At 73.4% G+C, this 13,922-nt stretch carries 13 protein-coding genes and 1 tRNA gene; 6 read left to right on the forward strand and 8 right to left on the reverse strand.

From position 1 onward, the window contains the following. Positions 1-46 precede the first annotated feature (46 nt). Positions 47-118: transfer RNA gene (locus VE614_RS09935), tRNA-Val, on the forward strand. 337 nt (positions 119-455) lie between these two features. Here the strand turns inward: VE614_RS09935 and VE614_RS09940 are convergent. Continuing rightward, on the reverse strand, positions 456-803 hold the full coding sequence (locus tag VE614_RS09940) for a hypothetical protein (RefSeq protein WP_324934823.1): 348 nt from the start codon (positions 801-803) through the stop codon (positions 456-458). 149 nt (positions 804-952) lie between these two features. On the opposite strand from VE614_RS09940, the gene VE614_RS09945 reads away from it, so the two are divergent. Next, the gene (locus VE614_RS09945) at positions 953-1,459 is read left to right on the forward strand and encodes a GNAT family N-acetyltransferase (RefSeq protein WP_324934825.1); all 507 of its coding nucleotides are present in this window, start codon (positions 953-955) and stop codon (positions 1,457-1,459) included. 10 nt (positions 1,460-1,469) lie between these two features. On the opposite strand, the gene VE614_RS09950 is transcribed toward VE614_RS09945, so the two are convergent. Further along, positions 1,470-2,369, reverse strand: a complete 900-nt coding sequence (locus VE614_RS09950) for a 2-dehydropantoate 2-reductase (RefSeq protein ID WP_324934826.1) — start codon at positions 2,367-2,369, stop codon at positions 1,470-1,472. Between the two features lie 136 nt (positions 2,370-2,505). Between VE614_RS09950 and VE614_RS09955 the strand changes: the two genes are divergently transcribed. Continuing rightward, positions 2,506-2,736: a DUF2277 domain-containing protein gene (locus tag VE614_RS09955; RefSeq protein ID WP_324934828.1), complete on the forward strand. Its 231-nt coding sequence runs from the start codon at positions 2,506-2,508 to the stop codon at positions 2,734-2,736. A gap of 30 nt (positions 2,737-2,766) precedes the next feature. Here the strand turns inward: VE614_RS09955 and VE614_RS09960 are convergent, their stop codons facing one another. The 5 genes from VE614_RS09960 to VE614_RS09980 all read right to left on the reverse strand — a co-directional run bounded on the left by VE614_RS09960 (position 2,767) and on the right by VE614_RS09980 (position 8,646). After that, entirely contained in the window at positions 2,767-3,372 is a 606-nt protein-coding gene (locus VE614_RS09960; protein ID WP_324934830.1) for a DedA family protein, read from the reverse strand. 182 nt (positions 3,373-3,554) lie between these two features. Continuing rightward, on the reverse strand, positions 3,555-4,007 hold the full coding sequence (locus VE614_RS09965) for a DoxX family protein (protein WP_324934832.1): 453 nt from the start codon (positions 4,005-4,007) through the stop codon (positions 3,555-3,557). A gap of 78 nt (positions 4,008-4,085) precedes the next feature. Beyond that, on the reverse strand, positions 4,086-6,125 hold the full coding sequence (locus tag VE614_RS09970) for an FAD/NAD(P)-binding protein (protein WP_414719554.1): 2,040 nt from the start codon (positions 6,123-6,125) through the stop codon (positions 4,086-4,088). Positions 6,126-6,212: 87 nt separating this feature from the next. After that, entirely contained in the window at positions 6,213-7,886 is a 1,674-nt protein-coding gene (locus tag VE614_RS09975; RefSeq protein ID WP_324934836.1) for an alkaline phosphatase D family protein, read from the reverse strand. Between the two features lie 115 nt (positions 7,887-8,001). Further along, positions 8,002-8,646, reverse strand: coding sequence for an HNH endonuclease family protein (locus VE614_RS09980; RefSeq protein ID WP_324934838.1), 645 nt, complete (start codon positions 8,644-8,646; stop codon positions 8,002-8,004). Positions 8,647-9,060: 414 nt separating this feature from the next. Here VE614_RS09980 and VE614_RS09985 point away from each other — a divergent pair, with 414 nt between their 5' ends. Next, entirely contained in the window at positions 9,061-9,642 is a 582-nt protein-coding gene (locus VE614_RS09985) for a TMEM165/GDT1 family protein (RefSeq protein ID WP_324934840.1), read from the forward strand. 166 nt (positions 9,643-9,808) lie between these two features. Next, entirely contained in the window at positions 9,809-10,513 is a 705-nt protein-coding gene (locus VE614_RS09990) for an HAD family hydrolase (RefSeq protein ID WP_324934842.1), read from the forward strand. Between the two features lie 200 nt (positions 10,514-10,713). Here the strand turns inward: VE614_RS09990 and VE614_RS09995 are convergent, their stop codons facing one another. Further along, a complete protein-coding gene (locus VE614_RS09995) occupies positions 10,714-11,691 on the reverse strand; it encodes a peptidoglycan-binding domain-containing protein (protein WP_324934844.1) in 978 nt (325 codons plus the stop codon). A 160-nt stretch (positions 11,692-11,851) separates the two neighbouring features. Between VE614_RS09995 and VE614_RS10000 the strand changes: the two genes are divergently transcribed. Further along, positions 11,852-13,918 carry an MDR family MFS transporter gene (locus VE614_RS10000; RefSeq protein WP_324934846.1) on the forward strand — a complete coding sequence of 689 codons (2,067 nt, stop codon included), beginning with the start codon at positions 11,852-11,854 and terminating at the stop codon, positions 13,916-13,918. Positions 13,919-13,922: the final 4 nt, after the last annotated feature.

The following is a 13,922-nucleotide window of genomic DNA, read 5'->3' on the forward strand; positions in this document are numbered from 1 at the left end:
TTTGCGGGGCAGTGCCCCGGGCAAGGTAGGCTGTCGACTCGTTCTCGGGTGCGTAGCTCAGGGGTAGAGCGCCTGCCTTACAAGCAGGATGTCGGCGGTTCGAAACCGTCCGCGCCCACGCAGGCCAGAGGCCCCTCACATGATCCGTGAGGGGCCTCTCGCAGATCATCGCAAAGATCTTCCGGAGATCATCCCTTCCTCGACCCGCAGCGCCGCCACTACCGGTGATGTGCCGCGGCCCCCGTCGGACCGCGGCGTCTGCCAGGCCATCGCCCGACAGCGCGCCGAGGCCGCCCGCAGCGGGGATCACTCGCGATCGGCGACCTGACATCGAAGGCGCGCGACCGCCACACGACCGCCGCGGTCGTTCCGCCCGATGTGCTCCCCGATTCCGTGCCCGCCACCGGAAGACCCCGGCCGCGTCCGCCGGGGTCTTCGTCGTCGGGGGGTGTGTCTCAGCTCTGCCGCGGCTCCTCCGGAGCCTCGTGGGCGTGCTTGAGCCGGGAGCGGGCGTCCACGCGGTCCGGGCCCGTCAGTTCGGACCAGTAGCGGTGGGTGCTGACGAAGACCGCGAGTTCGTGTTCGCGGCGACGGAGTTTCTCGACCTCGGCCTGTTCGTCGGCGGACCAGCCGGGGGAGGCGGGGCGCTCCACCTTGCGCCAGCCGCCGTCGTCACTGAAGCCGTCCAGGGGCTCGACCGACCAGGGGAGCCGCTTCAGCAGGGCCGACAGCTCGGCCCGGACCTGATGCAGCTCCTCCTGACCGGCACGGAGGTCGCTGGGGAAGTCATAGGTCGTAGCCACGAGCCAATGCTACGCCTGTTCGATTTTGGGTCGCGAGTGGCTTCCCTCGTTCGGGGGAGCGGCTGCGGCGGTGCGGTGATTACTGACGGGCGGGCCCGGCCGCGTGCGGGCGGGGCCCGTTGTCAGTGCCGGCGCCTAACGTGGCCGGCATGAGCGACGAGGTGCGGCTCGTGCCGTGGGGAGAAGACGACTTCTGGCTGCTGCGCAGGACCAACAGCCCGGAGATGACCGCGCACTTGGGCGGGCCGGAGAGCGAGGAGAAGCTGACCGACCGGCACCGGAGATATCGGGAACCGGCGGCGGGGCGGATGTACCGGGTGGTGCTCGCGGGCGGTGGCGAGACCGTCGGCTCGGTGGGGTTCTGGGAGCGCGAGTGGCGGGGCGGCACGGTGTGGGAGACCGGCTGGGCGGTGCTGCCCGAGTTCCAGGGGCGCGGGCTGGCCGCGCGGGCGGCCCGCGCCGTCGTCGAGGAGGCACGGGCCGCCGGGCGGCACCGCTGGCTGCACGCCTATCCGAAGGTGACGCACACCGCGTCCAACGGGGTGTGCGAGCGGGCCGGGTTCACGCTGCTCGGGCCGGTCGAGTTCGAGTACCCGATGGGGCACCGCATCACCTGCCACGACTGGCGGTTCGACCTGAGCGGCGAGGACGGCTGACCGCGCGAGGTCAGTGGCCGGCGTCGCGCAGGGCGCGCACCACCCTCTCGGCGACGGGCACGGAGACGCCGTGCCGCTGCGCCGCGCGCAGCAACGCCCCGCCGATCGGGTCCAGTTCCAGCGGACGGCCCGCTTCCGCGTCGCGCTGCATGGAGGACTTGGTGGCGGCCGGGAAGGCGTCGTAGCGGGCCAGTGCCTGGGCCGGGTCCGCCGGGCCGCCGCAGGCGCGGCTCACCGCGGCGGTCTCCGCGACCAGCGCGGTCAGCTCCTCGCGGTGGCGGGTGCGGACCTCGCCGAGCGGCACGGCGTACCGGGTGGTGAGCAGGGCGAACGGCGCCAGGAACGACATCTTCGCCCACAGTGCCGCCGTTTCGTCGGCCAGCACCCGGGTCGCCGGACCGGCCGCGGCGAAGACCGCCGCGAGGGCGTCGAGGCGGGCGCGCGGGACCGGGCCGCCGGTCAGGTCGATCTCGGCGAACGGGCTGGTGTGCTCGATCTCGCCGGGGGCGACCCGGGTCGACTCGACGCGGATCGCGGCCGGGGCGACCTGCTCGGGACGGTAGCGCTCACGCAGCAGGGCGGGGTGCTCGACGCCGTTGAGGAACGGGACCAGCAGGGTGTCACCGAGCGCGTCCGGGTCCGCCGGGAGGCGGGTGAGGGCGGCGTCGAGGGCGGTGTGCTTCACCGTGATCAGGCAGGCGTCGACCGGTTCGCGCAGTGCGGTGGCTGCCTCGACGGGCGCGGTGAAGTCGCCGAAGCGGGAACTGCGGACGCGCACGCCCGTGGTGCGCAGGGTGCGCGCGGTGTCCTCGCCGGACAGGCAGATCACTCGGTGGCCGGCGCGGGACAGCAGCGCGGCGAGCAGTCCGCCCACGCCGCCGGGGCCGAGTACGGCAATGGTGTGTGCCACGAGGTGGCTCCTCTCGTCGGTCGGCCCCGGGGTCGGTGGCCGCCTCGGTGTGGATCATGGCATCCGGGGCGCGGATCCGCACAGTGCGGGTTCGAAGGACGAGACGCGCGAGGCGCGGAAGGAGGAGACTGGGGCCATGTGCCGGAGCATCAAGACGCTACGTCCGCCCGTGTTGCCCGAGGAGGCGACGGAGGAGGACATCCGGGCCGCCGCGCTGCAGTACGTACGGAAGGTGTCCGGGTTCCGGGCACCGGCCGCGCACAACCGCGAGGTCTTCGACCGGGCCGTCGACGCGATCGCCGGGGCCACGGCCGAACTGCTCGCCGGTCTGGAGGTGCGGGGGCAGCCCGCCCGCAGGGCCGGATAGCCGCGGCAGCCGAGCCCGCAGACCCTCTCCCTACGCCCGCCGCATCACGAACGTCGCCAGCGCCCCCGCCCCGAACAGCGCGAGCGCGGACACCCCCGTCGCCAGCCAGGTCGTGCCCAGCCAGTGGGCGCCGAAGTAACCGAGGGCGACGCTGTAGGTGGCCCAGGACAGGCCGGCCAGCGCGGACCAGGGGAGGAAGTCGCGGGCGCGGCGGCGGGCGGCGCCGGCACCGAGCGAGACGACCGAGCGGCCGGCGGGGGCGAACCGGGCCAGCACGACGAGGGCGCCGCCGCCCCGGGCCAGCGCCGCGCCGAGACGTTCCTGCGCCAGGCTGAGGCGGGGTGAGCGGGCGAGCGCGCGGTCCAGCCGGTCGCCGCCGCGCCAGGCGAGGCGGTAGGCGACGAGGTCGCCCAGTATCGACGCGGTCGTGGCGCACAGGGTCAGGACGAGGATGTCGGGGACGTCGTGGGGGACCTTGCCGGTCGCCGCGCCGGTGCCCGCGGCGGCCGCGGTCGCCGCCATGATGACCAGCACCCCGCTCGGCAGAACCGGCAGGAACACATCGAAAAGGACCGACGTGGCGACCATGGCGTAGATCCATGGACTGCCCGTCAGCGCCCCCACACTCTCCAGCACTGTTACTCCCCGTTGTCCCCCGTAAGCCCTACGAGGGTACGCCGGGGGTGTGACAGAGGGTTCTTGGGGGGCTCGTGTGTTCGGCACGGGGTGTTCACCGCGTGGCCGGGAACGGGCGCTCCAGGGATCCCCCGGACCGCCCGCCCGCATGACGCCCGACTACGCCGCTCACGCTCACGCCGTCATGCCGCAACCGGGGCCTTCGGCTGCGCCGGCTCCGCCCCGGCGGTGCGCCTGGCGAACAACCGGTCCAGGCCGAACGCGCCGGAGCCGGTGAAGATCAGCACGAAGAAGGCCCAGCAGAACATCGCCGACGCCTCGCCGCCGTTCTCCAGCGGCCACAGGCCCATGGGCTGGTGGACGTCGAAGTAGGCGTACGCCATCGAGCCGGAGGCTATGAAGGCCGCCGCTCGGGTGCCGAGGCCGAGCAGCACCAGGACGCCGCCGACCAGCTGGATCACGGCCGCGTACCACCCGGGCCAGGTTCCGGCGGCGACGGTGCCGCCGTCGCTGCCCGCCGCCCCGCCGAGGACGCCGAACAGGGAGGCGGCACCGTGGCAGGCGAAGAGCAGGCCGACTACGATGCGGAACAGGCCGATCACATACGGCTGTGCACTGTTGAGGCGTTCGGTCATGTGGGGGGCTCCTTCGGTCGGGCGGGTCCGGCGGACCCGTGGGGGACAGAACCGAGTGGAGCACCACGTTAGGTGCGCCTAATCAATGCTTGCAAGTTCAACATTTAGCCAGAGGTCAGGGTCCGAGCCGGGCTCGTCCGCCTCCGCCGCCGCCTTCCGCAGCACGGCCCGCGCCACCGCGTCCGCGTCCGCCAGCGTCACCGAGTCCACCCCGGGCCGCGCCCCCGCCGCGGTCACCCAGTGCACCCCTTCCGTGGGCACGCCGAACGCGAACCGCCGCTCGTGCGGCCTGCCCCGCCGGTCGATCAGGAAGTAGGGGCGCGGCGTCACGTCCAGCCCTCCGGTCTCGTACCCGTCGACCGTGTGGGGGCGTGCCTGTCCGTCGGCCAGCAGCCCGGCGAGCAGTGCGTCGGCGGTGCGCCGCACGTCGGGCTCCGGCAGCCGGGCCTCGACGAGCGTCGTCACCCGCACCTCCGAGCCCGGCACCCGGGGGGAGCGCGCCGTCCAGGCCCCGTCCGCGCACCGCACCTCCAGGCCCGGCCCCAGCACCTCCACCACTCCCGCCTCGATCAGCGCGGCCAGTTCCTCGATGCGCCGGCGGGGCGGGCCGATGGAGAGGAAGGCGTTGAGCGGGGTGTACCAGCGGTCGAGGTGGTCGCGGCGGGAGGCGCCGGTCAGCCCCGCGTGGTCGACGATCAGCCGGATCTCGTTGCGCAGGTCGCGCAGCACGTCGAGCGCCGCCTTCAGCGGCCCGCGCACATTGCCCAGGGCGGCCTGCGCGGCGTCCTCGCGCAGGTGGCCCAGCAGCCACGTCCGCCACTCACCGGCATCGGCGAACTCCCGCTCCCCGTACGGCCGGGATATTCGCTCCCAGGACCAGCGGGCGCTCCTCGGCACCCCGAACTCGTCGAGCAGCCGGGCTTCCTCGGGGTCCCCGTACGGGACGGCCAGGAACCGCTCGGTGACGTCGGGCCGCCGCAGCAGTGCCGTGTAGTAGACGGTCTCCACCTCCTTCGCGACCAGCGGCCAGATCTCCGTCAGGAAGTCCGGCGCGTCGCCCGAGTCGGCGCGCTTGCGGAACCCGGAGACGACCTCCGGGGTGAGCACCTGCGGGATGTGCCGGCCGTACGGGCCCTTGGCGTTGTCGCCGCGCGCCTGGTACGGGACGCCGCGCCGGGACCCGGCGTACAGCCGCGGTTCGCGCCCGGAAGGGACGTAGCGCAATGTCCGCGCCTCCCGCCGCCCTTCCCGTCCCTCGCGCAGGAAACGGCCGCCCCGGCCGGTCGTCAGCAGGGCGAGGTGGTCGAAGAAGTTGAGGCCGAGACCGCGCAGCAGCACCGGCTCGCCGGGGGCCAGGGCGGTCAGGTCCACGTCCGCCGGGTTGGCGGGCGGGATGTGACGCAGGCCGTGCGCGGTGGCGTACGACGTGAGGCGGCGCTGCTCCGGGTCCGCGGTGGCCGGGAGATGGCCCTGGGCGAGGACGACGGCGGTGAGGCCGGTCAGCTCGCGGCCGTCGTCCAGCGTCAGTGTCTGACGGCCGTCGGGGCCGTCCGCCAGCCGTACCGCGCGGGCCGGGTGGGTCTCCACCCGCACCCCGGGCGGCGCCTGCCGCACCACCTCGGCGAACACCCACTCCAGATAGCGGCCGTAGTGGGCGCGGGTCGGGTAGTCGTCGGGGCCCAGATCGCCGCCCGCCCACTCGTACAGGCTCGGCCCCGGCCGGATCGGGCCGGAGCAGTCCACGCTGTCGTCGGTGAACAGGGTCACCTGCGAGGCGACCGTGTTCATCAGCAGCTCGGGCGACTGGTCGGTGCGCCAGACCCCGCCGGGGCCGGGCGGTGCCGGGTCGACGACGTGCACCGTCAGCCGGGTGCCGGACGGGAGCAGGGACGGGGCGGAGGCGCAGAGGCGTTCCAGGACACCGGTGCCACGCGGACCGGCACCGACCAGGGCGACGGAGAGCTGCGCGGGGCTGCCGGTGTTCTCCGCGTTCGCTGTAGACAAAAGGATGACTCCCGGGCGTGGGGGCGCGTTGGAGGGACGGGACGTCCACGGGGAGCGCACGACCCTCGTCTCGGTGGACGTGTCCCGCCCACGGAAGCGGACGGTCCGGCTCATCATGCCGTCGGGGGGCGCGCAAGCCAACGCGCGTTCCCCAGATGGCAACGCGCGTCCCACAGATCCCGGATGTCCGGCAATCAGGCCTCATGGGCCGGTCAGTACCGACTCCTCCACCGTCGTCAGCCGCCCCTCGCCGCGCCGCCGCGCGCGGGCCTGCTCCAGGCGCAGTACCGCCGAACGCCCGCGCAGGGTGAGGGTCATGAGCTGGTTGCCGAACCAGGGACCGCCGGTCTTCCGCCAGTCCACCGGCGGCCGCGGGATGCCGCCGTGTCCCGCCAGCCGCCGCCCGGCGAACCGTGCCGCGCCGGTCCAGGCGAGCAGGAAGGCCAGGTGCAGCGGGAGCGGGATGCGGTTGTGGACGGGGGAGCAGGTCAGTTGCAGGACGCGGGCGTCGGGGCCGCGTCCGGCGGGCCAGGCCGGCTCGGCCAGGTACGCGTGGTGCACGTCCCCGGAGAGCACGCACACCGTCGCGGGCGCGTCGCTCCCGGAGCCCGCCTCGGCGATCAGGTCGGCCAGGCCGGCGAAGGACTCCGGGAACGCCGCCCAGTGCTCCAGGTCGGCGGCCCGGCGCAGCTTCTCCCCGAGCCGGGCCCAGCGCGGTCCCTTGTCGCCCCGGCACAGCGCCGCGTCCCAGGCCTCGGCGTCGTGCATGAGGTGCGGCAGCAGCCAGGGCAGGGAGGTGCCGATGAGCAGGTGGTCGTAGGTGCCCCGGCCGGCGAGGGTCTGTTCGCGCAGCCAGGCGGCCTCGCCGGGGTCGAGCATGGACCGGGAGCCCTCCTCCAGGACGCGGGCCGCGCGGGAGTCGACCATCAGCAGCCGGACCCGGCCGAAGTCGCGCCGGTAGCTCCAGCGCACGGTGGTGGGGTCGGTGTCGGCGCGGGCGGCGAAGGCGCGCAGGAGGTCGGTGGCGTCGGAGGTTTCGTGTACGGCCCGGTAGAGCGGGTCCTCGGCCAGTTCGGCCGGGGACAGGTTCCCGATGTGCTGGTGGACCCAGTAGGACATCAGCCCGCTCAGCAGCCGTTCCCGCCACCACGGGGTGGCCCGCATGTCGGCGAGCCAGGCGGCGGAGGTGTTCCAGTCGTCGATGACGTCGTGATCGTCGAAGATCATGCAGGTGGGGACGGTGGAGAGCAGCCAGCGCACCTGGGGGTCGAGCCAGGACTCGTAGTAGAGCCGGGTGTACTCCTCGTAGTCCGCGACCCCGCTGCCGGGTGGTTCGCGCAGGTCGCGGCGGCCGGCGAGCCAGCGGCGGGTGGCCGGGGAGGTCTCGTCGGCGTACACCTGGTCGCCGAGCAGCAGGAGCACGTCGGGCCGCTCGGTGTCCGGGTCGGCGGCGAGGCGCGTGGCGTAGGTGTCGAGGGCGTCGGGGCCGACGGGGTCCTTCTCGCGGGCCTCCCCGGTGGGGCCGGGCCGGTCGCTGGCGGGTGGCGCTGCCCAGCGGCAGGAGCCGAAGGCGACGCGCACCGGGTCGTCGGCGAGGCCGGTGCGGATGACGGAGGGCGGAAAGGGGCTGTCGGACGGCGGCCACACGCGCGTGCCGTCGAGGTGGACCTCGTACGCCGTGGTGGTGCCGGGGGTGAGCCCGGTCACGGCGATCAGGGCGTAGTGGTGGCCCGCCACCTGGAAGGTGTGGGTGGTGCCTGTGGAGCCGTCGGCGCAGCGCACCTCGGCGGTACAGGGGCGGCTGGTCTCGACCCAGACGGTCGCGGTCGAGCCGTCGGTGTATCTGAGCAGCGGTCCGAGGCGCAGTCCGGCCATGGTGGATCCTCCTCCGTCGCCCCGTACGGTACGGAACGACGGAGGGGGGCGGGGAGATTCCGCCGAACCGATTCAGCGAGCCGAACGGATGCGGCAGGCGCTATGGCGGACGGCTTCAGCAGCCGGCGAGGTGGCTCTGGAGGGCGCTCTTCTCGGCGGAGTCCACGGAGAGGCCGTAGTAGTACTTCACCTGCACCCAGGCGCGGACGTAGGTGCAGCGGTAGGCGGTGCGGGACGGCATCCAGGTGGCCGGGTCCTGGTCGCCCTTGGCCTGGTTGACGTTGTCGGTGACGGCGAGGAGCTGCGGGCGGGTCAGGTCGTTGGCGAAGGCCTGGCGGCGGGAGGTGGTCCAGCTGTCGGCGCCGGAGTCCCAGGCCTCGGCGAGCGGCACGAGGTGGTCGATGTCGACGTCGGAGGCGGCGGTCCAGGTGGCGCCGTCGTAGGGGGAGTACCAGTTGCCGCTGACGGCGGCGCAGGCGGAGTCCTGGACGACGTTCGTGCCGTCGCGCTGGAGGACGACCTCGCGGGTGTTGCAGGCGCCGGACTGGGTGATCCAGTGCGGGAAGAGGTCGCGGCTGTAGCCGGTGCGGTCCTCGGTGGCGACGGGGAGGGAGGCGAGGTAGGTGCGGGCGGTGGTGGCGCTGACGGGGGTGGGGAGGGCGGCGGAGGCGGACGGGGCGCTGAACAGCGCCACGGAGGCGAGCAGCGCGCTGAATGCCGTGACCATGCCAAACTGTCGACGCGCGTAGAACCTGGGCATGCGAAACTCCCTTGGGGTGTGGGGTGCCGGGTGTGAGCGTGGGAATGCTCGCGGCGGGGCGTTGCGTACGGGTGTGCGTACGGTAAGAAGCTAATGACGCGTACATGACGCGACAAGGTGCGTCATCGAACTTTCGGCCGTGAGGCCGTGCGCCGGGTCGCGTACGATGGACGGCGCAGAAGGGGAGTAGCTCTTCGCCGGACCGTCGACATACTGCTCAGCCCAGCTGGGCCGGCGCCCGGAGCCGCGTCTCACGGAATTCCCCGAATTCCTCGTGAACCGGCCAGCGAGACCTTCGGCAAGCAGTGCACACCCGTGCCGCACGGCACGGGTGCCGTGTGCTGTCCTTGCCGAGGTGTCGCCTTGAAGGGCTCAGCACTCTCGGCGGGGGCAGTCCCGACCGATTGAGGAACCTTGATCAGCCTGACCGTCACGGCGCTCGTCTTCGGCGTCGTCTTCCTTGCCGAACTGCCCGACAAGACCGCGCTGGCCGGCCTCGTCCTGGGCACCCGCTACCGCGCCTCCTACGTCTTCGCCGGAGTCGCCGCCGCGTTCGCGCTGCATGTCGCGCTCGCCGTCGCGGCGGGCAGTGTGCTCACCCTGCTGCCGCAGCAGATCCTGCACGCGCTGACCGGTGTGCTCTTCCTGGGCGGCGCGGCGGTGCTGCTGATGAAGAAGGACGAGGACGAGGAGGAGATCCGCAAGCCCGAGAACCAGTCCTTCTGGAAGGTCGCCGGGTCCGGTTTCACGCTGATCCTCGTCGCCGAGTTCGGTGATCTCACGCAGATCATGACGGCGAACCTCGCGGCCCGCTACGACGATCCGCTCTCCGTCGGCCTGGGTGCGGTGCTCGCGCTGTGGGCGGTGGCCGGGCTGGGCATCGTCGGCGGAAAGGCCCTGATGAAGCGGGTGCCGCTGAAGCTGATCACCAAGGTCGCGGCGGTGGTCATGCTGGTGCTGGGCGGGTGGAGCCTGTGGGAGGCGGTGGCCGGGTGAGCCGCCGTCCCGCGCTCCCGGACTGAACGGCGGATGAAGTTTTCGCCGGGGCGCTGGCGGGATGCCGGAATTGTTTTGTACCGTGGAGAAACAAAGTGGCTCCCGTCCGTTTTCCCTGACCGGCGGGCGGGGCCGCTCTGTTCCCCCGATCCTGGAGCTGCTGCCGATGACGGCCACCACCGTGCTCACCGCCCGCGCCCTCCTGCTCGACATGGACGGCACCCTCGTCAACTCCGACGCCGTGGTCGAGCGGATCTGGCGCCGCTGGGCCGACCGGCACGGGCTCGACGGCGACGAAGTGATGAAGGTCGTCCACGGCCGCCAGGGATACGCATCGATGGCCGTCCTGCTGCCGCACCGGCCGATGGAGCAGAACCACGCGGACAACGCGCGCATGCTCGCCGAGGAGACCGCCGACCTGGACGGCGTCGTGCCGGTCCCCGGCGCGCCCGCCTTCCTCGCCGCCCTGCGCGGCCTCCCGCACGCCCTCGTGACCTCGGCCGACGTCGCCCTCTCCACGGCCCGCATGGCCGCCGCGGGCCTTCCCCTGCCCGACATCCGCGTCACCGCGGAGTCCGTCGGCGCGAGCAAGCCGGACCCCGAGGGGTTCCTCAAGGGCGCCGCCGAACTGGGCATCGCCCCCGCCGACTGTGTCGTCTTCGAGGACTCCGGCGCGGGCATCACCGCGGGCCGCGCGGCCGGCATGCGCGTCGTCGGCGTCGGCCCCCGGGCCGCCGCCCACCGCCCGGACGCGCTGGTCCGGGACCTGACCCAGCTCCGCGTCGAGCCGACGGCGGACGGCACGATACGGCTGCACATCGACACCCCCCAGGGCGCGGTTTCCCCGGCATTCCCTCCGGCGCCGCGGTGAGGCGCGGGTGGAGCCGCTCGGTGGCCGGGGCCGATGGTGCGGGCCGGGCCGGGCCTGCGGGCGGGTCGACGGTACGGCTGGGGTGACGGCCGCACCGCCGTCGGGGTCGGGCTGTCCCGCGTCGGCGAGGGCGCTGGTGCGGGTCGGGGCGCGGGCTGGCGCCCGATCAGCCCCTCAGGGCAGCCACTCGGCGCCACCGCTCAGGGCTCCCGCGTCTCCCTCTCCAGGGCCTCCCGCGTCTTCGGGCCGTAGACGCTGAGTTCGTCGTGGAGGCCGCGGGACCACTGGTAGGTGCGCAGGGCATGTTCGACGGGGTGGTCGAAGTAGCCGTGGGCGTCGCCGTTGTAGAGGTAGAGCTGGCGCAGGCGGAGCTGGAGTTCGGTGACCTCCGGGCCGCTGTCGCCGCGCTGGAGGACGGGGGCGTTCTCCGCCGGGGCGACCGCCGACACGGTGGGCTGGGCGGTGGTCGTGGACGCGGTCGGAGTGGGCGTGGCGGTCGGGGTCGGGGTGGGGGAGGCGCTCGACTTCGACGGGCTCGGGGTGGGGGAGGCGGAGGCGCTGGCCGAAGGGGACGGGGAGGCGGACGCCGGGGACGCGGAGGCCGTGCTCGGGGCGGGAGCGGAGGACGCCTCGCTGGTGCGGGCCTCGGGGACGGCCTCGCGGACGTCCTCCGGCAGGGCGGTGTCCCGCGACGGTGTGTCGTAGGAGAAGAGCCCGGCGGCCAGGCCCGCCGCCGCGACGACGGCGACGGCCGCACCGGACACGACGAGTGCGACCGTGCGGCGGCGGCGCGGGCGGGCCGGGCCGACGGGATCGGTGGGCGTCTCGCCGTCCGGGGCGTGTTCGTCGAACAGGTTCGGATCGGTCGCGCCGGGGGTGGCCGTGGGGGGCGCCAGGGGGGTGGGCAGCGTGGTGGTGACCGCCGGCTCGGGGGGCACCGGGCGCAGCGGCATGGTCGGCTCGGCGTCCGAGGGCGGGGCGGGCGGCTCGGCGGTGCCGTCCAGGTCGACGTACGGGCGTATGCGCAGCGGGTCGAAGTCCTCCGCCGCCGCCTGCTCCGCCGTGCGGGCGTCGCGCAGCGCGTCGGCCGCACGCTCGCCGCAGGCGCACGACGGGGTGTTGTCGGCCCCCCGGGCCGCCCCGCACTCCGGGCACGCGTGCCCCTTCGGCTCCGCCACGTTCCGCCCCTCCCGCTCGCGAACTCCAGTGATTATGCAGATTCCGTGGAGGCCGTGACCGCGGCCCCGGTGGATCCCCGCCGCCGCACAGGACTCAACAGGCCATAACGGGTCACACCGATGACGATGGATGGTGTCGACCGAACCTCGGGAGGTCTTCATGGCCGAGGACGCGCGCAGCACAGCGGCTCAGCCGCGCGGCCCGCAGCGCGGGGTGAGTGCCCGGGAACATGTCCCCAATGACGTCATGGTCTCGATCGGCGCCCTGCTCCTCGGCATGCTGCTGGCCGCGCTGGACCAGACGATCGTGTCCACCGCGCTGCCGACGATCGTCAGCGAGCTGGGCGGCATGGACCATCTGTCGTGGGTGGTCACCGCCTATCTGCTGGCGGCGACGGCGGCGACGCCGCTGTGGGGGAAACTGGGCGACCAGTACGGACGCAAACGGCTCTACCAGACCGCCATCGTGATCTTCCTGATCGGCTCGGCGCTGTGCGGCATGGCACAGAACATGCCCGAGTTGATCGCCTTCCGCGCGCTCCAGGGACTGGGCGGCGGCGGGCTGATGGTGCTGTCGATGGCGATCGTGGGGGACCTGGTGCCGCCGCGGGACCGGGGGCGGTACCAGGGGCTGTTCGGCGCCGTCTTCGGTGCGACGAGCGTGCTGGGCCCGCTGCTGGGCGGCGTGTTCACCGAGCATCTGAGCTGGCGCTGGGTCTTCTACGTCAATCTGCCGGTCGGCGTGGTCGCGCTCGCCGTGATCGCCGCCGTGCTGCACATCCCGCGCAAGACCGCCCGCCACGCCATCGACTACCTCGGCACCTTCCTCATCGCCTCGGTCGCCACCTGCCTCGTACTGGTCGCCTCCCTCGGCGGCACCACCTGGAGCTGGGGATCGCCGCGGATCATCGGCCTGGTCGTGCTCGGCGTGGTGCTCGCGGTGGCGTTCGTCGCGGTGGAGCGCCGGGCGGCGGAGCCGGTGCTCCCGCTGAAACTGTTCCGGATCCGCACCTTCACCCTGTCCGCCGTGATCAGCCTGGTCGTCGGCTTCGCGATGTTCGGCGCGATGACGTACCTGCCGACGTTCCTCCAGGTCGTGCAGGGCGTCTCGCCGACCATGTCGGGCGTGCACATGCTGCCGATGGTGCTGGGCCTGCTGCTGGCGTCGACCGGGTCCGGGCAGATCGTCAGCCGCACCGGCCGCTGGAAGGTGTTCCCGATCGCGGGCACCGGCATCACCGCGTTCGGCCTGCTGCTGCTCCAGGAACTGGACGAGCACAGCTCGAACGCGCAGATCAGCGCCTTCTTCTTCGTCTTCGGTCTCGGCCTCGGCCTGGTCATGCAGGTGCTGGTGCTGATCGTGCAGAACGCGGTGTCGTACGAGGACCTGGGCGTCGCCACCTCCGGCGCGACCTTCTTCCGGTCCATCGGGGCCGCGTTCGGAGTGGCCGTGTTCGGCACGATCTTCGCCGGACGCCTCGGCGACAAGCTCACGGCCGCCTTCCGGGGCGCGGAGCTGCCGCCCGGTGTCTCGGTGGACGCCCTGGAGGGCGACCCGCGCGGACTGGCCCAGCTGCCGCCGGAGCTGCGCCCGGCCGCGCTGCACGCGTACGCGACGGCCATCACGGACGTCTTCCTGTACGCCGTGCCGGTCGCCCTCGTCGGCTTCGTCCTGGCCTGGTTCCTGAGGGAGGACCGGCTGCGCGGCTCCGTCACCGCGCCCGATGTGACGGAGACGCTGGCCAGCAACCCGGTGGAGCGGTCGTCGTACGACGAGGTGTGCCGCGCGCTGTCGGTGCTGGGCACCCGCGAGGGACGGCGCGAGGTGTACCGGAGGATCACCGCGCGGGCGGGCTACGACCTGCTGCCCGCCGCGAGCTGGCTGCTGCTGCGGATGAAACGGTACGGCTGGGTGGAGCCGGCGGTGCTCACCGAGCGCAGCACCGTGCCGCTGGCCGTCATCATGGAGGCCGCCCGGCAGGTCGAGGAACGGCGGCTCGCCGTCCGCGACGGGCTCGACCTGCTCCTCACCGAGCAGGGCCGAGAGGTCGCCGAACGGCTGGCACGCGCGCGTGAGGAGTCGCTGGCGGAACTGCTGGGCGACTGGTGGGAGCCGGGCCGCCCGACCGACCTCACGGCCCTCGTGCGGGACCTGAACGACGAGCTGTGCGGCTCGGAGCGGGAACAGCCGCACGACGGGCGCCCGGCGGCCTCCAGGTTCGGCTGAGGCC

Origin of the sequence: Streptomyces sp. (genome assembly GCF_035645055.1) — a bacterium.
In the GTDB taxonomy this organism is placed as follows: Bacteria; Actinomycetota; Actinomycetes; order Streptomycetales; family Streptomycetaceae; genus Streptomyces.

Bases quoted from the DNA above. Each gene is read 5' to 3' on its own strand.
- VE614_RS09945 (WP_324934825.1), top strand. From the start codon at position 953: ATGAGCGACGAGGTGCGGCTCGTGCCGTGGGGAGAAGACGACTTCTGG.
- VE614_RS09955 (WP_324934828.1), top strand. From the start codon at position 2,506: ATGTGCCGGAGCATCAAGACGCTACGTCCGCCCGTGTTGCCCGAGGAG.
- VE614_RS09965 (WP_324934832.1), bottom strand. From the start codon at position 4,007: ATGACCGAACGCCTCAACAGTGCACAGCCGTATGTGATCGGCCTGTTC.
- VE614_RS09970 (WP_414719554.1), bottom strand. From the start codon at position 6,125: ATGAGCCGGACCGTCCGCTTCCGTGGGCGGGACACGTCCACCGAGACG.
- VE614_RS09975 (WP_324934836.1), bottom strand. From the start codon at position 7,886: ATGGCCGGACTGCGCCTCGGACCGCTGCTCAGATACACCGACGGCTCG.
- VE614_RS09980 (WP_324934838.1), bottom strand. From the start codon at position 8,646: ATGCCCAGGTTCTACGCGCGTCGACAGTTTGGCATGGTCACGGCATTC.
- VE614_RS09990 (WP_324934842.1), top strand. From the start codon at position 9,809: ATGACGGCCACCACCGTGCTCACCGCCCGCGCCCTCCTGCTCGACATG.
- VE614_RS10000 (WP_324934846.1), top strand. From the start codon at position 11,852: ATGGCCGAGGACGCGCGCAGCACAGCGGCTCAGCCGCGCGGCCCGCAG.